Here is an 18,514-nt window from a genome sequence, read left to right as displayed (position 1 = left end):
CCTTGATGGCGGTGATTTTGAATTGAATCGAATACTTGCCCATGCTGAACACCCAAAAAGTCAGGATTGGTGTCCAACTTTTTGAGGTCAGTTCAAAGCTGTGTCTGTTTTGTCGGGGAATGTGTCTGGCAATGAGCTGATTTCCACCGTCCTGCCCGGCACGCCGCACATTTGCAGGAGCCGGCTTGCTGGCGAATGCGATGGGTCTGACGACTCGTCTTTGAATGATCCGGCGCATTCGCCGGCAAGCCCGCTCCCACGGAGTTCAGCCAGGCACATATTCACAGCTCGGGAATGCTTGGCCATCCGGCCACAGTGCAGACACAAAAGGCATTGCAGCGAAAAAGTCCGAAGTGTTGGGAAGCCCGGCCCGTTTATCCGCAGGGGGAAATCGCTTGTACTAGTCCCAAGCGCCCCCACCCCGAAAGCTCATAGGGCTTTCGACCCGGGCAGACATTCGACGGATCTTCCCTTTTCACACTTCAGATCGAGGCAATCATGTCCGCACTTCATTCCCCCGTTAACGTTGGCCCCTTCACCTTCGCCCACCGTGTGGTGCTGGCCCCCTTGACCCGCATGCGTGCCGAAGAAGGCGCCCGCCCCGGCCCGCTGATGGCCGAGTACTACGCCCAGCGCACATCCGAAGGCGGTTTGCTGATCGGTGAAGCGACCATCGCGGCGCCGAACGGCAACGGCTACCTCGGCGCTCCCGGCTTGTTCGAGGACAGCCAGATCGCCGGCTGGAAACAGGTCACTGACGCGGTCCACAACAAAGGCGGCAAGATCTTTTTGCAGCTGTATCACGCCGGACGTCAATCCAACATTGACGTGCAGCCTGAAGGCAGCATCCCGGTCGGCCCTTCGCAAGTCCTTCACGGTGGTGTCGCTTACACCACCCAAGGCTGGGTACCGAATACTCCGAACCGCGCGCTGACCGTCGAGGAAATCGCCGATTTGGTAGAAAGCTTCCGCACCGCTGCCGAGCGCGGCGTGAAGGCCGGCTTCGACGGCGTTGAGCTGCACGGCGCCAACGGGTATCTGGTCGATCAGTTCCTGCAGGACAACAGCAACAAGCGCACCGACCTCTACGGTGGCTCGTTCGAGAACCGCAGCCGCTTTCTGCTGGAAGTGACCAACGCGCTGATCTCGGTCTGGGGCAGTCAGCGGGTTGCCGTGCGCATCGGCCCGAGCGGTACCTGGGGCGACATGGGCGACAAGGACCCAGAAGCCCTGTTCACCTACGTCGCGCAACAGCTGGCAGCGCTGGACCTGGCCTATCTGCACCTGATCGAACCACGCATTCTGGGCAACATCGAAGACGAGAACGCCGACCCCGCGCCGGTCGCCGCGCAATTGATCCGCAAGCACTATAAAGGTGTGATCATCGCCGCCGGTGGTTTCAACGGGCAAAGCGCAGAGGCCATCCTCAAGGCGGGCGACGCCGATCTTGTGGCCTTCGGTCGTCACTTCATTGCCAACCCGGACCTGCCGGAACGCCTGCGCAACAACCTGCCGCTCAACGCCTACGACCGCCCGACCTTCTTTGGCGGCACCGAGGTGGGCTACACCGACTACGCGTTCTATAAGGAACAAGCCACAGCGTGAGTCACGCTGCACTTCCCGGGTAAGCAAACCCTGTAGCAGTCCGGCTTGCCGGCGGTGGCGGATGCAAAATCGCCTCCGCCGGCAAGCCGGACTGCTACAGGATCTTGCTGCGTCGCGTCAGCCAGACACCACCGCGTAAATCCCCACCACGCTCAGCACCATCACGGTCGCGCCCAATACCAGCACCTCACGCAATGGCGCCGGGATGCGCTCCTGCTTCAGGCCTTTGGCACTCTTGCGATAACGCGCGTTGAGGGCAATCTGAATCAGCAGGCAGGCGATCAGCGAGACGATGATCGGCAGCAAGGCGATCAGGCCGAAGTGCGGGATCCAGCGCAGGAAAATCGTGCACACCACCAGCAACGTCATCAGCGTACGCCGCCATGCCAGCAGCGTGCGTTCAGGCTGCAGGCCGGGGTCGTCATGCCCCAGAGAGACTGGGCGCAGACGACTCACGAGGCGCCGTAGATCAGAAAAACAATAAGCCCCGCCGCAACCAGCGCACCGCCCAGCGAGAGAATGGGCACCAGCACCGGCAAAGGCAACGGCTTGCGCTGACGCATTGCCCGCTCGACCTTGAGCCAGCGCACGCAGGCGCTGGCGCTGACCAGCATCGCCAATACCAGCAACGACAACGCCACGGCACGGCGCAAGCCAGGGCTGAAGACATCGCCAGTGAAGGCCTCGACCGCAATGCCGCCGGCCAGAAACGCCAGCGCCGTACGGATCCACGCCAGAAAGGTGCGCTCGTTGGCCAGGGTGAATCGGGGGTCAGGTTCGCAACCGCCGCCCAGCACAGACCTGGAAAGGCGATCGCGGTCGCAAGGGGCGGTGACGGGTGCAGTGGCTTTGCCAGGATCCGGAGAATTCATGTCGCACCGAGGTCGGGTAGATGCCCGGAATCATACCGGGCATGACCGCGAAAGGCCCGTATCGGCAACGACATCGGTTTGTCCGTGGGCGTAGCCAACACCGATCCTGCAAAGGCTCACTGCCCGCGCTGCGCCAGATCCACCCACACCGGCCCGTTCGGGTACTCATAGCGCTCAAGCGTTTCGGCGGTCATTTCGATGCTGTAACCGGCGCGCTGTGGTGGCATGTAGCGCCCACGGCGGATCACCACCGGATCGAGAAAGTGTTCGTGCAGATGGTCGACGTATTCCAGTACACGGTTCTCGAGCGATCCGCAGACCGCGATGTAATCGAACATCGAGATGTTCTGCACGTATTCGCACAGCCCCACCCCGCCGCCATGCGGGCACACCGGCACCTTGAACTTGGCGGCCATCAGCAACACGATCAGCACCTCATTGAGGCCACCCAGACGCGCCGCGTCCAGCTGGCAGAAATCCAGGGCCTGGGCCTGGAACATCTGCTTGAACATCACCCGGTTGTGGCAGTGCTCGCCGGTGGCCACGCCAATCGGCGCGATGCGCTGGCGAATCGTGGCGTGACCTAGGATGTCGTCAGGGTTGGTCGGTTCTTCGATCCACCAGGGTTCGAATGCTGCCAGCCTGCGCATGTTGCTGATCGACTCTTCCACGCCCCACACCTGGTTGGCGTCCATCATCAAGGTGCGATCCCAGCCCAGTTCATCGCGCAGGATGGCCGCGCGGCGGATGTCTTCTTCGATGTCCGAACCGATCTTCTGCTTGATATGCGTCCAGCCTTCTTCGATGGCTTCACGGGCCAGGCGGCGCATCTTCTCTTCCGAATAGCCCAACCAGCCCGGCGCCGTGGTGTAGCCCGGATACCCTTCGGCCAACAGATAGGCCTCGCGCTGTGCCTTGCCGGGTTGTTGCCGACGCAGCATGGCGATGGCTTCTTCGGGGGTGATGGCGTCGGTGACGTAGCTGAAGTCCAGGCATTTGACCAATTGCTCGGGGGTCATGTCCGCCAGCAGCTTCCACACCGGTTTGCCTTCGACCTTGGCCCACAAGTCCCAGACCGCGTTGACCAGGGCGGCCGTAGCCAGGTGAATCACCCCCTTTTCCGGCCCCAACCAGCGCAATTGGCTGTCGCCCGCAGTGACGTCATGCCAGAACGCACCCATGTCGGCGGTAATCGCTTCCAGGCTCAAACCGACCACGCGAGGCGCCAGGGACTCGATGGCCGCGACACAGATCTCGTTGCCACGGCCGATGGTGAAGGTCAGGCCGTGGCCTTCCAGGCCGTCGGGCGAGTCGGTGTGCAGCACCACATAGGCCGCCGAATAGTCCGGCGCGCTGTTCATGGCATCGGAACCGTCCAGAGACAGCGAAGTGGGGAAGCGGATGTCGCGGATGGACACGGAGGTGATGTTCAGGGTCATGGGATTCTCTTGTTCTGGGGATAACGCTGCCCTGTAGGCGTGAGCTTGCTCGCGATGCGGCATCGCCTTGGCACGTTCGCTGGCTGACACACCGCTATCGCGAGCAAGCTCACTGCTACAGGCGAGGGGCGATGCGTGATTCAACTGTAGCCCCATCACCGATACAGGCATAATCGCGAAATCCTAACGATCGATATTAAATCCGGTATGTCAGAGCCTCCTGAAAAATTCAGCACACTGAAGATCTCCAGTCGGCAGATCGCCCTGCTCAACGCCCTCGGCGAACTGGGCACCCTGCGCAAGGCGGCGACGGCCATTCACACCACCCAGCCGGCCGCGAGCCTGTTGCTGCAGCAGCTGGAAGAGCGCCTTGGGGTGCAGTTGTTCGAGCGTCTGCCGCGAGGCATGCAGCCCACGCTGTTTGGCGAGGTGATGATTCGCTATGCCCAGGGCGCGCTGCATGAGTTCGAGTATGCCGAGGCGCAGATAGCCGAGCTGGCCCAGGGTGCAACCGGGATGGTGCGCATCGGCACGGTAATGGGTCCGGTGCCGACCTTGCTCACGCGCGGGGTGCTGGCGTTCAAGGCGCAGCATCCCAAGGTTCGGGTGGCGATTGAAGTCGGCACCAGCGACATGCTGCTGCCGGCGCTCATTCGTGGGGATTTCGACGTAGTGCTGGGTCGCTTGCCCAGTCAACTGGACAGCCAGGGGCTGGATATCCAGCTGTTCGAACAGGGCGAGCGCATGCGCATCATCGCCCGCCCCGCTCATCCGCTGACACGCAAGGCACAGCCGGTTCTGGCGGACCTGGCGCCGCTGACCTGGATCCTCCATCCCATCGGCAGCCCGATGCGCCGCCAAGTGGAGAACGCCCTGCAGGCGGCGCAACTGATCCACCCGCTGGACATCATCGAGACCAGCTCGATCCTGGCGACCACGGCGATGATCGAGTCCTCGGACATGATCGCCGTGGTGCCCAACGATGTCGCCGAACACTACGCCCGTTACGCGATGATCGAGGTGCTGCCGGTAGAGTTGCCGCTGGCCATGGCCAATCTGGGACTGCTGACGTCCAAGGCAAGGCCCATGTCGGCGGCGGTGAAGGCTCTGCTCGGGTACCTCAAGACGGACAGCGCCCCGCACTTCTAGACATCGAGGATTTGTCGAGCGCGGGTGCACAATCGACTTCATGAAGCGGTGGGCGCCTTCTTGGCCTTTCGATAACCAGACGTTATCAATCAATCGAAACCTTTCATTGGGAAATTATCGGCCCGCTTCATAGAGTGATTCCAACCGGGCGGCACGCGCCGCCCCCAACAACAAGAATATGGCCGCCAGTAACGGTGCTGTTCCCCAAGGGGAGCCGTTGTGTCGCGAATGCGACGCAGGTGGCAACCGTCCTGAGAGGCTGCATGGAACTCATCGCCAAAACCCCAGCGTTCAACAGCAGCGCCCTGGTCATCCGCCTCAATCCGCTGGACAACGTGCTGGTCGCCCGCCAGGCGCTCAGTGCGGGTACGCGTCTGGAGGAAGAAGGCATCACCGTAGTGCAGGACATTCCCTCCGGGCACAAGGTCGCCACGGTTGATGTCGAACAGGGCCAGCCGTTGCGCCGCTACGGACAGATCATCGGCTTTGCTTCGCAACCGATCGAAGCCGGCCAGCATGTGCATGTGCAGAACGTCGAAATGTCGGATTTCTCGCGCGATTACGCCTTTGGAGTCGACGTCCATGAGACGCCGAAGACCGAGGCGTTCTTCCAGGGCATCGTGCGCGCCGATGGCCGGGTCGCCACGCGCAACTACATCGGCATTCTGACCTCGGTCAATTGCTCGGCCACCGTGGCGCGGGCGATTGCCGATCAGTTTCGTCGCGACATCCATCCCCAGGCGCTGGCCGACTACCCGAACGTTGATGGCGTCGTGGCCCTGACCCACGGCTCAGGCTGCGCCATCGACTCCAAGGGCGAGGCCATCGACCTGCTGCGCCGCACCCTGGCAGGTTATGCGGTGCACCCCAACTTTGCCGCAGTGCTGGTGGTGGGCCTGGGATGCGAGACCAACCAGATCCAGGACATGCTCGACAGCCAAGGCCTCAAGGCTAGCGATCAGCTGCGCGCGTTCACCATTCAGGGCACCGGCGGCACCTCGAAAACCATCGCCAGCGGCATCGAGCAGGTCAAATCCCTGCTGCCTGGGGCCAACCAGATCAAACGCGAAACCGTCAGCGCCCGACACCTGATCGTCGGCCTGCAATGCGGTGGTTCCGATGGTTATTCGGGGATCACCGCCAACCCGGCGCTGGGCAATGCGGTGGATCGGCTGGTTGCCGCAGGCGGCACCGCGATCCTCTCGGAGACCCCGGAGATCTATGGCGCCGAGCATTTGCTGACACGCCGGGCGGTGAGCCGCGCGGTCGGCGAGAAACTGGTGCAACGCATTCACTGGTGGGAAGACTACTGCAAGCGCATGAACGCCGAGCTGAACAACAACCCTTCGGCCGGTAACAAGGCGGGCGGGCTGACGACGATTCTGGAGAAGTCCCTGGGTGCCGTGGCCAAGGCCGGCTCGACCAATCTGATGGGGGTTTATGAGTACGCCGAAGCGGTGCGCGCCAAAGGCCTGGTGTTCATGGACACGCCGGGATACGACCCGGTGTCGGCAACGGGCCAGGTCGCCGGCGGCGCCAACCTGATCGCCTTCACCACCGGCCGAGGTTCGGCCTACGGCTGCGCGCCCACGCCCTCGATCAAGCTTGCGACCAACAACCGGGTCTTCGAATTTCAGCAAGAGGACATGGACGTCAACTGCGGCGGCATCGCTGACGGCAGTACGACCATCGAGGAGCGCGGCGCGTTTATCTTCCAGATGATGCTCGACATCGCCTCCGGCGCACGCAGCAAGAGCGAGCAACATGGCTACGGGCAGAATGAGTTCGTGCCGTGGCAGATTGGCGCCATCACCTGATCGGTCTGTCGCCGTCAATACGCACTACAGGGTAAGAAAATCCGCTGCCGCGCCGTGATCCGGATCGGCAGCCTGCAACCTTAACAACAATAAAAAAGGTGCCTATGAAAACCCTAAAGACCTATCAGACGATCACGGTCGTCTTTCTGATGCTGTTCGGTATCGTCAACTATCTGGACCGCAGCGCGCTGTCCATCGCCAACACCACGATCCAGAAAGACATGCTGATCAGCCCCTCGCAGATGGGCATTCTGCTGTCCGCGTTTTCCCTGGCCTACGCCTTCGCGCAGTTGCCGATGGGCATGGTGATCGACAAGCTGGGCAGCAAAATCGCCCTGGGCGGCGCGCTGCTGGTGTGGTCGGTGGCGCAGACGGCGTCGGGCTTCATCAACAGTTTCAGCGGCTTCTTCGCCCTGCGGGTCTTGCTCGGGATCGGCGAGGCACCGATGTTTCCGTCGGCGGCCAAGACCCTCAATGAGTGGTTCGAGGAGCACGAGCGTGGTACGCCCACGGGCATCGTCTGGTCGGCCACCTGCATCGGTCCGTGCCTGGCGCCACCGGTGCTGACGCTGTTCATGGTCAACTTCAGCTGGCGCGGAATGTTCATCATCACCGGCATTCTGGGCATTGTCCTGGCCCTGTGCTGGCTGATGTTCTACAAAAGCCGCGCGCAATACCTCAAAGAGCTGCAAGCCAGCGGTCAACAACCGCTCCAGGCAACGCGCGAGTCGCTGACTGGCGACGTCGCGGCGGATCAACAGCCTGCGGGCTCGTTCTTTGCCGGCTGGCTGGACCTGTTCAAGCACCGCAGCACCTGGGGCACCTTCCTCGGTTTCATGGGCGTGATCTACATGCTCTGGCTGCACCTGACCTGGCTGCCAGGTTACTTTCAGCGCGAACACGGTCTGGACCCGTACTCGACCGCCTGGGTGGTGTCCTTCGCTTATGTGTTCGGTGCCATCGGTACGATTGCCGCCGGGCGCATCTGCGATCGTCTGGTCAAGCGTGGCGTGGGCGTGCTCAACAGCCGTAAATACACGGTGATTGGCGGTCTGGTGTTTGCCGCGGTGTTCACCCTGCCGCTGACCTTCGTCACCAGCCTGGGCGGCTGTATCGCCCTGCTCTGCCTGGCGCTGTTCGGCATCAACCTGTCCAGCGCCACGGCGTGGATGGTGGTCAACACCGTGGTCGACACCAAACGCGTGGCTTCGCTGGGTTCGATCCAGAATTTCGGTGGTTACATTGCCGGTTCCGTGGCGCCGATCGTCACCGGTTTCAGCGTGCAATACTCCGGCACTTTCGCCACCGCGTTCGCCGTCAGTGCCATTGTTGCCCTGCTTTCGGCGGTCGCTTATCTGGTTCTGCTCAAGGCACCGATCCCGATGCACACCGGCACTGCCGACAAGCCATGGCAGCCTCAAGTGGACGATGTGCAGGGGCGGCACGTCTAACATTCATCCACCTGAATCGAGCTTCTGCCCGTAGGGCACGGGAGCTTGGCTTGCCAACGATCTGCCGGGAACCGGCAGCAAACCGGAAGAATGAGGTGCCTCAGGTAGGGCTGAGGTGCCTGATCTTCTACTGCTTCGCAGCAGATCGCTGGGCAAGCCGAGCGCCCACGGCCTCCGGCCAGAATCAAGAGCAATCGGCGAGTCCATTGGTAACGTATTCGCCTCCAGGTCTCAAACACAGACTTTTCCCTTCAAAATCCCTTACTTGTCCTACTCTGAGTGTCAGACGGTCGCAGTTGCGATACCGTGTGCGCGGACTATGGAGCGTTCGGCACGCGGTGGGTCTGAAATCGTGGACGTCAGTGAGGGCGGGGCTTGAGACAAGTAGAAGGAGCGGACTTCAACGCCAGGAACAGGCGCTTGAAGCGGATGCCGGTGCTATGGCTGGCGGGGTTCTTCACCGTGCTTGTGTGTTTTTCCATCACCAGCATCACCCTTTGGCAACTGCGCCAGTCGCGCAACCATGAGCTGGAAATCGCTGACACGACCGTCACCAACCTGTCGCGCTCGATGGCGCAGCAGGCCGACGACGCTTTCGATCAGGCCGATATCCCGGTGGCCGGTATCGTCGAACGGCTTTCCTATGACGGCTTCGGTGCCTCGAGCAGCTCGCGCATGCATGAGTACCTGCGCGCCACGGCTGCCAGCGTCGAGCAGATCCAGGGCCTGTTCATCTACGACAAGGACGGCAACTGGGCCGCGACGTCGCTGAGCCATATGCCGACCAACGCCAACAACGCGGACCGCGAATACTTTCAGTTTCACAAATCCATCGACAGCGCGTTGCCGCATATCGGTCAGGCGATCCGCAGCCGCACCACCGGCGACTGGATCATTCCCATCTCGCGACGGGTCAACGACTCGGCGGGCAACTTTGCCGGCGTGGTGCTGGCGACCATAGAACTGGGTTATTTCGACCGGTTCTTCGACCGTTTCGACATTGGTAAACGTGGGGTCATCACCCTGGCGATGGCCGACGGGATCGTCCTCGCCCGGCGCCCGACGATTGACAACGTGCGCGGTGTATCGATCGCCGATGGCGAGCTGTTCAGCAAATACCTCAAGGAACATTACGAAGGCACGGCGACCGTGCAATCGGTGCTCGATCACGAGGTCCGCCGCTACGGCTACAAACGTCTGGACCGTTATCCTCTGGTGGTTCTGGCGGGGGTGTCGGAGCGCGAGGTGCTTGATGAGTGGCGTCAATACGCCTGGCGCTCGCTGGCAATCATCGTTTGTGTCGTGGTCGCCAACCTGCTGTTCGGTGTGCTGCTGTTCCAGCAGATCCGTTTCGGTCTCAATGCCGAGTCGCAGCTGCGTATCGCCAGTCACTCGCTGGAAAAGCTCGCGCTGCAGGACAGCCTCACGGGGCTGGCTAACCGGCGTCATTTCCAGGAAATCCTGGGGCTCGAGTTCGCCAACGGCCAGGCCAACCTGCACCCGCTGAGCCTGATCATGATCGATATCGATTTTTTCAAGAGTTACAACGACAACTATGGTCACGTGGCTGGCGACAAATGCATCGTTGCCGTGGCTGAGTGCATCCGCAGCAACCTCAACCGTACCGGTGACCTGGCGGTGCGCTATGGCGGAGAGGAAATGGCGGTGTTCCTGCCCTACAGCGAAGCGCAAGGCGCCTTTGCACTGGCGGAGAAGATCCGTCTGGCGGTGCTCGCCCGCGCCATCGAGCACCAGGGCAATCCCGACGGCATCGTCAGCATCAGCCTGGGCGTGTACGGCTGCCAGGCGCAGGAATGCCCGACCATGGAGGTGTTTGTCGAACGCGCCGACGCCGCGCTGTATGCCGCCAAGCACCAGGGGCGCAATCGCACGGTGATCTGGCAAAGCGCCCTGGTGGTCTAGGTTTCGGGCTGCGCGACGACGACCTGCGCCACCTTGTCGCGGAACAGGTCCAGCCGGTCGCCCGGGGCGTCGTGCTCGACCACCAGCGCGCCGACTTCTTCACAGCCGGCAACCTGGTAGTGGGCAATACTCGCCAGCTTCTCGTTGATCACCGCCACCGCGACCATCCCGCTGCGCGCGACCACTGCCCGCTTGAACTCGGCCACGTCCATATCGAAGGCGGTGACACCCTTGACCGCGTCCAGCGCGCAGGCGCCGAGAAAGCACAGGTCGAAATTGAAGTGAGTGAGTTGCTGAATTGTCGTGAAGCCGTAGGTACTGCCGGCCACCGGACTGAGCCGACCGCCCAGCAGGATCACCTCAACCGATGCCAGCTTCATCAGCTCCACGGCGATCAGCGGCGCGTTGGTGGTGACCGTCAGCGGCATGCGCGGATCGATTGCCCGGGCAATCGCCAGATTGGTCGATCCGCCATCAATGAACACATGCTGTCCGGCGCTCATCAGCCCCGCGGCCGCGACGCCCAGAGCGCGCTTGCGGTCCGGCTGGTGATCGATACGGGCTGTCAACGGTCCGTCTGAGGCCAGAGCAATCGCGCCGCCATAGACCCGCTTGCACATCCCGGCCGAGGCCAACACGCCCAAGTCACGCCGAATCGAATGCTCCGAGACATTGAATTCGGTCGCCAGATCGGCCGCGATGACTCGACCATGCACGGCCAGCCGCTCGCTGATCAGGCGCTGACGCTCGCCAGGAAAGGCTTCGGTATTGGCAGACATAAGACCTCGACACTGCGCTGAATCGATCATGAACGAGCAGAATCATGCGGGGTCGCGCGCGTATCTGTCAAACCCGTGCTACACCGCTCGTGTTGCTCAAAGCGCCTTACAGAACAGCGCATTCTCATGAACCTCATCCTGCAGCCGGTAGACCGGCGAGCCGGCGTGCCAATAGCCTTGCCTTGGGTAAAACGACATCGCGCGATGGTTGCCCGTCCAGACCGTTGCCCACAGCCTGGACGCGCCGCGCGATGCGGCTTGCACTTGCGCACGCTCGAGCAACTGCCAGCCGATACCGTGCCCGGTAAAGCGTTCCTGCACATACAAGCGTTGCAGTTCAGCCGCATCAGGATCGCCAATCATGGGATGGTCAGTGCGCACCGCTATCTGCGCAAACCCGAGCAGATGCCCACGGGCCTGGGCGACGAGCAATGCGGTGTCGGGGCGCGCGATCAGGGATGAGATTTTTTCAGGGGAAAAGGCCTCAAGCACCTCCCGAGCCAGTGCATCGCGGATGCCTTCGGTGGCGTAAGTATCAAGAAATACCTGCATGCCCAGCACCGCGATGCTTAGCTCATCAGCAGATGTGGCATTGCGAATGTTCAAGCCCAGCGTGTTCCTGTCACTCATTGCCTTGCATCCTTCAAAAGACAACCCGGGGGGCGTTTGCTGCGCCGCGGCCAAGCATACAGTTGCGTGGACTTTTCGAGCGATTACCAGGGGTGAACAGAGCAGCGGGCAACACAGCTGTGATGTATCTTCCTGAACCCACACCCATTCCAGCACTCCATCTTTCTTTGCACCTTAACGGAGACATCGGCAATGAACATCGATCTGACCGGCAAGACCGCTCTGGTAACGGGCTCAACCGTGGGCATCGGCTTTGCCATTGCCAAAGGCCTGGCGCAAGCCGGTGCCGAGGTAGTGGTCAATGGTCGCAAACAGGAGGCGGTCGACCAGGCCGTGGCCAAATTGCGCCAGGAAATCCCCAACGCCCGCCTGCGTGGCGTGGCCACTGACGTCGGCACTGGCGCGGGATGTGAAGCCTTGGTCAAGGCCGTGACCCAGGTCGATATTCTGATCAACAACGTCGGTATCTACGGCCCGCAAGACTTCTTCGACACGCCCGATGACGTCTGGCAGCGCTTCTTCGACGTCAACGTGATGTCCGGCATACGGCTGTCGCGCGCCTACGCCGATGGCATGGCCAAGCGTGGCTGGGGCCGCATCGTGTTCATCTCTTCCGAGTCGGCGCTGAACATCCCGGCAGACATGATCCATTACGGCTTCACCAAGACCTCCAATCTGTCGATCTCGCGAGGTCTGGCCAAGCGCATGGCGGGCACCGGAGTTACGGTCAACGCCGTACTGCCGGGGCCGACACTGTCTGAAGGGGTGGCCGAGATGCTCAAGGATGAGGTGCAGAAATCCGGCAAGTCGCTGGAAGAAAGCGCCGCGGCGTTCGTCATGCAACACCGGCCGAGCTCGATCATTCAGCGAGCGGCGAGCGTTGAAGAAGTGGCGAACATGGTGGTCTACGTGTCGTCCAACCAGGCCTCGGCCACCACTGGCGCAGCGTTGCGGGTCGATGGCGGCGTGGTCGACACCATCGCCTGATGCCTGAGGGTGCAGGAGAGCAATACTCCTGCACTGACCATAAACTAATGATGCCGCGCGTCAATGATTCAGGTTGGGAAGCGGTGGCAAGCGGGCAATGGACACCGCGCCAGCAGAGCAAGGATCAGCGCAGCTATTCGATGGGTGACCAGAGGCGCACATCAATGACACCCCTGGTCTTTCTCGGCGGTATCAAGGTGTCTATTCCTCCTCTTCTTCCTCATCGTCCACCAATGTGAACCAGGGTTTGAGTTCATTTAGCTCAAAGGTGTCTGAATCCGCTTTGGCTCGCCCGATACGGGGAAAGTCTGTGGGCCTGAATGAAGCGGACGAGTCACTGATTCCAGCGCTCGTCAATAAAACGGATTTATCAGCCATGCCTGAGCCTCCCTGTCAAAAAAAGCGCGTCAAGAACGCCGTCTGACTATAGACCAGCCTGGTGAACCACTCGTCGATTCGCGACCCGTCGGTCACTCATTGCCTGATTGCCCTTGGGCACGGACGCCATAGCGACTGCATCGCGGTCCGACGGCGGCAGCCACCCGGGCGCAACGTCGCCCTTGTGACTGCTATAGGTGATGTAGCGAACAATAAAAAGAGGTGACCCATGCAGACCTTTCAGGTGCTGATCATTGGCAGCGGGTTCGGGGGCCAGTGCGCGGCAATCGAGCTGCTCAAGGCGGGCATCAGCGATTTCCGTCTGCTGGAACGCCGCGATTTCTTCGGCGGCACCTGGTGCCAGAACACCTACCCCGGCGCGGCAGTGGACATCCCCTCGCCCCTTTACTCATTGTCTGCAGCGCCCTACGGGTGGACGCGGATGTACGCAGGCCAGGAGGAGTTGCATCGCTATACCCGACATGTGGTCGACCGCTATGCCCTGGGCGAGAAGATAGAACTGGGCGCTGCTGTCGAGTCAATGGCCTGGGATGACGCGTCGCAGCACTGGAGCGTGCACACCAGCAAAGGCATCTTTCAAGGCCAATTGGTGATCAATGCTTCCGGCCCCTTGAGCCAACCGAAAATTCCTTCGTTCGAAGGTATGCAGGCGTTCAAGGGTAAGAGTTTTCATAGCAACCAGTGGGATGACGATTACGACTATCGTGGCAAGCGCGTGGCGATTGTGGGCAGTGGGGCCAGTGCGGCGCAGATCATTCCCGCCATCGCCGCGCAAGTGTCCCGCTTGCACGTGTTGCAGCGGACTGCGCATTGGGTACTGCCTCGACCTGATCAGCGCTTCAATCCGCTGCAGCGCTGGTTGCTGAAACAACCCGTGATGTATCGGCTACTGCGCAGTTGGATTTACTGGAAGCTGGAGAGCCGGTTCATTGGCTTCAAATATTCAAAACTGGCTATCGGGCTGGTGGAGAACATCGCTCGACGACACCTTGCCCGACAAGTGCCTGACGCCGAGCTGCGCCGGCTGCTGACCCCTGATTTCACCCTGGGATGCAAGCGTGTGGTGCTGTCCAGCGAGCTGTATCCGGCGCTGTGTCGCGACAACGTGACGCTGCACACAACCGGCATTGCCCGCCTGGACGAGTCAGGCATCGTCACCGCCGATGGTCAACATCTGGAGGTTGACCTGATCGTATGGGCGACCGGTTTCAACGCCACCGATAACCTGATCCCCTATGAGATCGCGGGCAGGAACGGCAGGCTGTTGAGCGACGTCTGGCATCCCTGCGCGCGGGCGTACCTGGGCACATCTGTGCCGGGCTTTCCCAACTTGTTCGTGCTCGCCGGGCCCAACACTGGCACCGGCCACACCTCGGCTCTGTTCATGCTGGAGGCGCAGATGCACTACGTCATGGCTTGCATCGACACGGTATTGAACGAGGGCAGCGCCAGCATCGAAGTGCGCGCAGAGGCTGAGGAGCGATACACCGCGATGATCCATCGGCAGATGACCCGGACAGTCTGGTATTGGGGCGGTTGCCGCAGCTGGTACCAGAATGCCAGCAGCAAGGTCGTCGCGATGTTTCCGGGTTTCAGTTTCAGCTTTTACCGGATGACGCGCGGGTTAAAGCGCGCCGATCATATCTTGCGAAAGTGATCTTGCTGTTGATTCTGGCCGCAGTCCTTGGACGTTCAGCTTGCAGAGCCGGCTTGCTGGCCCTCACCCGAAACAGCGGCCGGGCACCCACTTACGGCATCAACGAATACACCAACGCCGAAATGGACACCAGGCCGACCACCACAACGAACAGATTGGACAGCTTGCCGGCGTACTGACGCATGGCCGGCACTTTGCGCACGGCGTACATCGGCATGAGGAAAAGCAGTGCAGCGATCACCGGGCCACCCAGGGTTTCGATCATCCCCAGAATGCTCGGGTTGAGGGTCGCCACCAGCCAGCACACCACCAGCATGAAGCCTGCAGTCAAGCGATCGAGGGTGCGTGGCGAGGGACGACGACCGCTCTTGACCACCAGCCCCTTGAGGCCTTCACTGGCGCCGATGTAATGGCCCAGGAACGACTTGGTGATCGCCACGAAGGCAATCAACGGCGCGGCGAAGGCGATGGTCGGGTTGCTGAAATGGTTGGCCAGGTAGGACAGGATCGACAGGTTCTGCGCCTTGGCTTCACCCAGTTGCTCCGGCGACAGGGTCAGCACGCAACTGAAGACGAAGAACAGCACCATGACCACCATCAGCCCATGAGCACGGGCGAGGATCTGCGAGCTGCGCTGCTCGGCCTGCTCACCGTACTGGCGCTTCTGGTCCACGGCGAACGCCGAGATGATCGGTGAGTGGTTGAAGGAGAACACCATCACTGGAATCGCCAGCCACAAGGTATGCAGCAGCGCTGAAGGCGCCGGCACGCTGGTTGCCGTGCTGAGGATGCCGCCCGTCCAATGCGGGATCAAGAATACCGCCAGGAACAGCAAGGCGACGATGAACGGGTAGACCATCATGCTCATGGCCTTGACGATGATTCTCTCGCCGCAACGTACCACGGCCAACAGACCGAGGATCAGCACGAACGCTAGGATCGCCCGTGGCGGCGGCTGCACGTGCAGTTGATGCTCGAGGAAACTGCTGACCGTGTTGGTCAGCGCAACGCTGTAGATCAGCAGGATCGGGAACACGGCGAAGAAATACAGCAGGGTGATCAGCGCCCCGGCCTTCTTGCCGAAGTGCTGCTCGACGACTTCGGTGATGTCGGCGCCTTTACGCCCGGACAACACGAAGCGAGTCAGCCCACGGTGCGCGTAGAACGTCATCGGGAACGCCAGCAGCGCCAGAATCAGCAGCGGCCAGAAGCCACCGATGCCCGCGTTGATCGGCAGGAACAGAGTGCCTGCACCGATCGCGGTGCCGAACAGCCCGAGCATCCAGGTGGTGTCGTTACGGTTCCAGGTAGCCACGCTTGCGGGCGCGGCGTCGAGGGGTTGTTCCACGCTGTTGGCCTGATCATTCATCCGGTCGATTTCTCCGTTGCCGGTGATAGCTACAAGGTCAAAAGCGCGTCATAAAGCTTGGCAGTCAGCGCCCCTGACCGGTTCTCTACAGGGAAAGGGGCGCGATTGTCGGGTATTAGCGAGCAGAATCAAAGGGTTGTCGGAGGGATGGTCACGCTTTCAGAGGTTTCCCACGCTGACTGCGACAAGATTACGCAGGGTAACCGACAGTGGCCGGCACCCCACGTACCTGATTGCCACCGTTACCTGATCGTAGGAGTGAGCTTGCTCGCGATTGGATCTGCCGGCCACCGCGGTGGTGACTGATAAAACGCTATCGCGAGCAAGCTCACTCCTACAGCAATGGTTTCATGCCTCCAGGCGGCGCAACGGCATGCTCAGCTCCACCCGCAACCCGTCGCTGCGACTGTCAAAGCGCAACGAGCAGGCGCAACGCTGGACGATGGCCTGAACGATCGCCAGGCCCAAACCCGCACCCGGGCTTTTGCCGTTGCGCCAGAAGCGCTGGGTCAGTTTGTCCAGATCAGGCTCCGGGATCCCGGGACCGTAGTCACGGACCCGAAAATGCGCCTGGCCGTCGAAGGTCTCCAGACTCAGTTCCACCCGTGCGCCGATCTGGGTATGGCGCAAGGCGTTGTCCAGCAGGTTGCGCAAGGCTGCAACGGCCAGGGCCGCTGGCATTTCCACAGGCGCGGTGGATAACTGCGACGGCAGGATCAGTGCGATACGCTGTTCGTCACCGTGATGGGCATCGTGGATCGCCAGCCGCGCCACCTTCTCGGCATCGCACAGCACGCCGTCGTCGAACGACAGACTGCCCTCGACCCGCGCCAGTAGCAGCAGCTGCTCCAAGGTCCGATGCATGCGGTCGGCGCCCTCTTCGGCATGGGCCAGCGCCTTGTCGCGCTTGTCGCCTTCGGTCATCCGCGCCACCTGCAGGTGGGTCTTGATGGCCGTCAGCGGGCTGCGCAATTCGTGCGCAGCATCGCCGGTCAGCCTGCGCTCACGCTCCAGTGTCTGGGCAATGCGCTGGAACAGCTGGTTCTGGCTCTTGAGTAGAGGCTGCAGCTCGCTGGGCAGATTCGGCACGTCGAGCGGTTCGACCGAATCGGCGCTATGGCGATTCAAGGCATCACGCATGCGATTGAGCGGCGCCAGCCCGCGCCCGATGCCGAACCAGACGAGCACCAGGCTGCCGAACAAAGCCACCAGCACGGGCACCGATGCGGCGAGCAATACCGAATGACCCAACACATCACGTTCGATCTGCCGATCCGCGGTACTGACGCGCACGTTGCCGTGCATCATGGTGTAGACCCGCCAGTGCTGGCCGTTGATCATCTGGTCATGGAAACCGCTGGCGTCAGCTTTCAGCGGCTCGGCCGGCGAGCTGTCGGTCCGCGCCAGGACCTGCCCGCGCAGGGAGCTGAGCTGACAGGCCATGCCGTTGGGGATGCCAAGATCACCTGATCGCAACGCGTTACCCTGGCCATCACTGGGCATCTGCATCTGCTCCAGCAAGCCGGCTACCATCCGCGCGGAGGCTTCCAGGCGCTGGTCAAGCGACTCCATCATCTGCGTGCGCAGATCACGCAGCATCCAGGCGGCGGCGAGCACCCAGATCACGATGAAAGCCGAGCCCAGTATGAGGCTCAGGCGGGTTCGCAGACTTCTCATCCACGCTGCTCCGAGAGTTCGCCGGCGGGGCCAAGCCGGTAGCCCAGACCGCGCACCGTCTCGATGATGCCGCCGCCAAGCTTGCGCCGCAGATGATGGATGTGGACGTTGAGGGCGTTGCTTTCGACTTCGTCGCCGAAACCGTAGACACAGTCCTTGAGCTGCTCACTGGACAACACCCGTCCATTGTTGTTGAGCAGCGCTTGAAGCAGCGCCTGCTCGCGCCGTGAAAGATCCACTGGCTGCCCAGCCAGGCGAGTCTCCCGGCTACTGGGGTCGTAGGTCAGCGCGCCGTGCTCGATCACGTTGACGCTGCGCCCGGCCATGCGCCGGACCAGCGTGTGCAGGCGCGCGCTCAGTTCGCGAAGATCGAAAGGCTTGAGCAGGTAGTCATCGGCGCCAGCCTGCAAACCGTCGACGCGGTCGGTGACCGTGTCGCGGGCGGTCAGGATCAATACCGGAATCTCCACACCCTGCTGGCGCAACTGGCGCAGCAACTTCAGCCCGTCCTCGTCGGGCAGGCCCAGGTCCAGCACCATGACATCAAAATGCGCCGCCGAGAGCATCGCCCGCGCAGCCGAAGCGGTGGCCACCCGGTCTACGGTCAGGCCTTGTGCGTCCAGGCCGGCAACAATGCCGCTGGCAATCAGGTCATCGTCTTCACAGAGCAATACGTGCATGGGCGGCCTCGAAAAAAAGGCGAGTTGAACAGCGCCGGATTAAGGGCCGATTATGCACCGGGGTCTTGTTCACCGGCATG

17 protein-coding genes are annotated in these 18,514 nt (G+C 61.7%); 7 read left to right on the top strand and 10 right to left on the bottom strand.

Translation table 11 applies throughout. The features are described 5' to 3' along the window. On the bottom strand, positions 1 to 238 hold a 238-nt coding region (locus ACI2KS_RS29305; protein WP_404624515.1), incomplete at its 3' end, for a hypothetical protein. A 260-nt stretch (positions 239 to 498) separates the two neighbouring features. On the opposite strand from ACI2KS_RS29305, the gene ACI2KS_RS29300 reads away from it, so the two are divergent. Next, positions 499 to 1,605, top strand: a complete 1,107-nt coding sequence (locus ACI2KS_RS29300) for an alkene reductase (RefSeq protein WP_404624514.1) — start codon at positions 499 to 501, stop codon at positions 1,603 to 1,605. Positions 1,606 to 1,722: 117 nt separating this feature from the next. On the opposite strand, the gene ACI2KS_RS29295 is transcribed toward ACI2KS_RS29300, so the two are convergent. From ACI2KS_RS29295 to ACI2KS_RS29285, 3 genes are all read right to left on the bottom strand, one after another. Further along, positions 1,723 to 2,061, bottom strand: a complete 339-nt coding sequence (locus tag ACI2KS_RS29295; RefSeq protein ID WP_404624513.1) for a DUF202 domain-containing protein — start codon at positions 2,059 to 2,061, stop codon at positions 1,723 to 1,725. Then, positions 2,058 to 2,477 carry a YidH family protein gene (locus ACI2KS_RS29290; RefSeq protein ID WP_404624512.1) on the bottom strand — a complete coding sequence of 140 codons (420 nt, stop codon included), beginning with the start codon at positions 2,475 to 2,477 and terminating at the stop codon, positions 2,058 to 2,060. Before ACI2KS_RS29290 ends, ACI2KS_RS29295 begins: the two co-directional genes overlap by 4 nt. A gap of 116 nt (positions 2,478 to 2,593) precedes the next feature. Beyond that, positions 2,594 to 3,916 (bottom strand): L-fuconate dehydratase, encoded by a 1,323-nt coding sequence (locus ACI2KS_RS29285; protein ID WP_404624511.1) that lies wholly within the window; start codon positions 3,914 to 3,916, stop codon positions 2,594 to 2,596. Positions 3,917 to 4,123: 207 nt separating this feature from the next. Here ACI2KS_RS29285 and ACI2KS_RS29280 point away from each other — a divergent pair, with 207 nt between their 5' ends. The 4 genes from ACI2KS_RS29280 (at position 4,124) to ACI2KS_RS29265 (ending at position 10,256) form a co-directional block, all read left to right on the top strand. Next, the gene (locus tag ACI2KS_RS29280) at positions 4,124 to 5,065 is read left to right on the top strand and encodes a LysR family transcriptional regulator (protein WP_404624510.1); all 942 of its coding nucleotides are present in this window, start codon (positions 4,124 to 4,126) and stop codon (positions 5,063 to 5,065) included. 263 nt (positions 5,066 to 5,328) lie between these two features. Next, positions 5,329 to 6,882, top strand: a complete 1,554-nt coding sequence (locus tag ACI2KS_RS29275) for a UxaA family hydrolase (RefSeq protein ID WP_404624509.1) — start codon at positions 5,329 to 5,331, stop codon at positions 6,880 to 6,882. Between the two features lie 104 nt (positions 6,883 to 6,986). Beyond that, positions 6,987 to 8,333, top strand: a complete 1,347-nt coding sequence (locus tag ACI2KS_RS29270) for an MFS transporter (protein ID WP_404624508.1) — start codon at positions 6,987 to 6,989, stop codon at positions 8,331 to 8,333. Between the two features lie 429 nt (positions 8,334 to 8,762). Beyond that, positions 8,763 to 10,256: a diguanylate cyclase gene (locus ACI2KS_RS29265; RefSeq protein WP_404624518.1), complete on the top strand. Its 1,494-nt coding sequence runs from the start codon at positions 8,763 to 8,765 to the stop codon at positions 10,254 to 10,256. Here the strand turns inward: ACI2KS_RS29265 and ACI2KS_RS29260 are convergent. Continuing rightward, positions 10,253 to 11,035: a DeoR/GlpR family DNA-binding transcription regulator gene (locus ACI2KS_RS29260; RefSeq protein ID WP_404624507.1), complete on the bottom strand. Its 783-nt coding sequence runs from the start codon at positions 11,033 to 11,035 to the stop codon at positions 10,253 to 10,255. The two genes, ACI2KS_RS29265 and ACI2KS_RS29260, sit on opposite strands and share 4 nt — an antisense overlap. Before the next feature lie 96 nt (positions 11,036 to 11,131). Then, positions 11,132 to 11,665: a GNAT family N-acetyltransferase gene (locus ACI2KS_RS29255; RefSeq protein WP_404624506.1), complete on the bottom strand. Its 534-nt coding sequence runs from the start codon at positions 11,663 to 11,665 to the stop codon at positions 11,132 to 11,134. 192 nt (positions 11,666 to 11,857) lie between these two features. Between ACI2KS_RS29255 and ACI2KS_RS29250 the strand changes: the two genes are divergently transcribed. Next, the gene (locus tag ACI2KS_RS29250; protein ID WP_404624505.1) at positions 11,858 to 12,652 is read left to right on the top strand and encodes an SDR family NAD(P)-dependent oxidoreductase; all 795 of its coding nucleotides are present in this window, start codon (positions 11,858 to 11,860) and stop codon (positions 12,650 to 12,652) included. A gap of 201 nt (positions 12,653 to 12,853) precedes the next feature. On the opposite strand, the gene ACI2KS_RS29245 is transcribed toward ACI2KS_RS29250, so the two are convergent. Continuing rightward, the gene (locus tag ACI2KS_RS29245; RefSeq protein ID WP_404624504.1) at positions 12,854 to 13,030 is read right to left on the bottom strand and encodes a hypothetical protein; all 177 of its coding nucleotides are present in this window, start codon (positions 13,028 to 13,030) and stop codon (positions 12,854 to 12,856) included. A 229-nt stretch (positions 13,031 to 13,259) separates the two neighbouring features. Between ACI2KS_RS29245 and ACI2KS_RS29240 the strand changes: the two genes are divergently transcribed. After that, on the top strand, positions 13,260 to 14,708 hold the full coding sequence (locus tag ACI2KS_RS29240; protein ID WP_404624503.1) for a flavin-containing monooxygenase: 1,449 nt from the start codon (positions 13,260 to 13,262) through the stop codon (positions 14,706 to 14,708). 91 nt (positions 14,709 to 14,799) lie between these two features. Here the strand turns inward: ACI2KS_RS29240 and ACI2KS_RS29235 are convergent, their stop codons facing one another. The 3 genes from ACI2KS_RS29235 to ACI2KS_RS29225 all read right to left on the bottom strand — a co-directional run bounded on the left by ACI2KS_RS29235 (position 14,800) and on the right by ACI2KS_RS29225 (position 18,434). Further along, positions 14,800 to 16,077 carry a serine/threonine transporter gene (locus ACI2KS_RS29235; protein WP_404624502.1) on the bottom strand — a complete coding sequence of 426 codons (1,278 nt, stop codon included), beginning with the start codon at positions 16,075 to 16,077 and terminating at the stop codon, positions 14,800 to 14,802. A gap of 348 nt (positions 16,078 to 16,425) precedes the next feature. Continuing rightward, on the bottom strand, positions 16,426 to 17,754 hold the full coding sequence (locus ACI2KS_RS29230; protein ID WP_404624501.1) for an ATP-binding protein: 1,329 nt from the start codon (positions 17,752 to 17,754) through the stop codon (positions 16,426 to 16,428). Further along, entirely contained in the window at positions 17,751 to 18,434 is a 684-nt protein-coding gene (locus ACI2KS_RS29225) for a response regulator (RefSeq protein ID WP_404624500.1), read from the bottom strand. The genes ACI2KS_RS29230 and ACI2KS_RS29225 overlap by 4 nt, the downstream gene beginning before the upstream one ends. Between the last annotated feature and the right edge of the window lie 80 nt (positions 18,435 to 18,514).

It is taken from the genome of Pseudomonas sp. NPDC087358 (assembly GCF_044900785.1).
Lineage (GTDB): Bacteria > Pseudomonadota > Gammaproteobacteria > Pseudomonadales > Pseudomonadaceae > Aquipseudomonas.
This window is presented reverse-complemented; position numbering and strand designations above follow the sequence as displayed.

Bases quoted from the DNA above. Each gene is read 5' to 3' on its own strand.
- ACI2KS_RS29255 (WP_404624506.1), bottom strand. From the start codon at position 11,665: ATGAGTGACAGGAACACGCTGGGCTTGAACATTCGCAATGCCACATCT.
- ACI2KS_RS29285 (WP_404624511.1), bottom strand. From the start codon at position 3,916: ATGACCCTGAACATCACCTCCGTGTCCATCCGCGACATCCGCTTCCCC.
- ACI2KS_RS29265 (WP_404624518.1), top strand. From the start codon at position 8,763: ATGCCGGTGCTATGGCTGGCGGGGTTCTTCACCGTGCTTGTGTGTTTT.
- ACI2KS_RS29240 (WP_404624503.1), top strand. From the start codon at position 13,260: ATGCAGACCTTTCAGGTGCTGATCATTGGCAGCGGGTTCGGGGGCCAG.
- ACI2KS_RS29280 (WP_404624510.1), top strand. From the start codon at position 4,124: ATGTCAGAGCCTCCTGAAAAATTCAGCACACTGAAGATCTCCAGTCGG.
- ACI2KS_RS29270 (WP_404624508.1), top strand. From the start codon at position 6,987: ATGAAAACCCTAAAGACCTATCAGACGATCACGGTCGTCTTTCTGATG.
- ACI2KS_RS29290 (WP_404624512.1), bottom strand. From the start codon at position 2,477: ATGAATTCTCCGGATCCTGGCAAAGCCACTGCACCCGTCACCGCCCCT.
- ACI2KS_RS29260 (WP_404624507.1), bottom strand. From the start codon at position 11,035: ATGTCTGCCAATACCGAAGCCTTTCCTGGCGAGCGTCAGCGCCTGATC.
- ACI2KS_RS29300 (WP_404624514.1), top strand. From the start codon at position 499: ATGTCCGCACTTCATTCCCCCGTTAACGTTGGCCCCTTCACCTTCGCC.
- ACI2KS_RS29225 (WP_404624500.1), bottom strand. From the start codon at position 18,434: ATGCACGTATTGCTCTGTGAAGACGATGACCTGATTGCCAGCGGCATT.
- ACI2KS_RS29275 (WP_404624509.1), top strand. From the start codon at position 5,329: ATGGAACTCATCGCCAAAACCCCAGCGTTCAACAGCAGCGCCCTGGTC.
- ACI2KS_RS29235 (WP_404624502.1), bottom strand. From the start codon at position 16,077: ATGAATGATCAGGCCAACAGCGTGGAACAACCCCTCGACGCCGCGCCC.
- ACI2KS_RS29245 (WP_404624504.1), bottom strand. From the start codon at position 13,030: ATGGCTGATAAATCCGTTTTATTGACGAGCGCTGGAATCAGTGACTCG.
- ACI2KS_RS29250 (WP_404624505.1), top strand. From the start codon at position 11,858: ATGAACATCGATCTGACCGGCAAGACCGCTCTGGTAACGGGCTCAACC.
- ACI2KS_RS29230 (WP_404624501.1), bottom strand. From the start codon at position 17,754: ATGAGAAGTCTGCGAACCCGCCTGAGCCTCATACTGGGCTCGGCTTTC.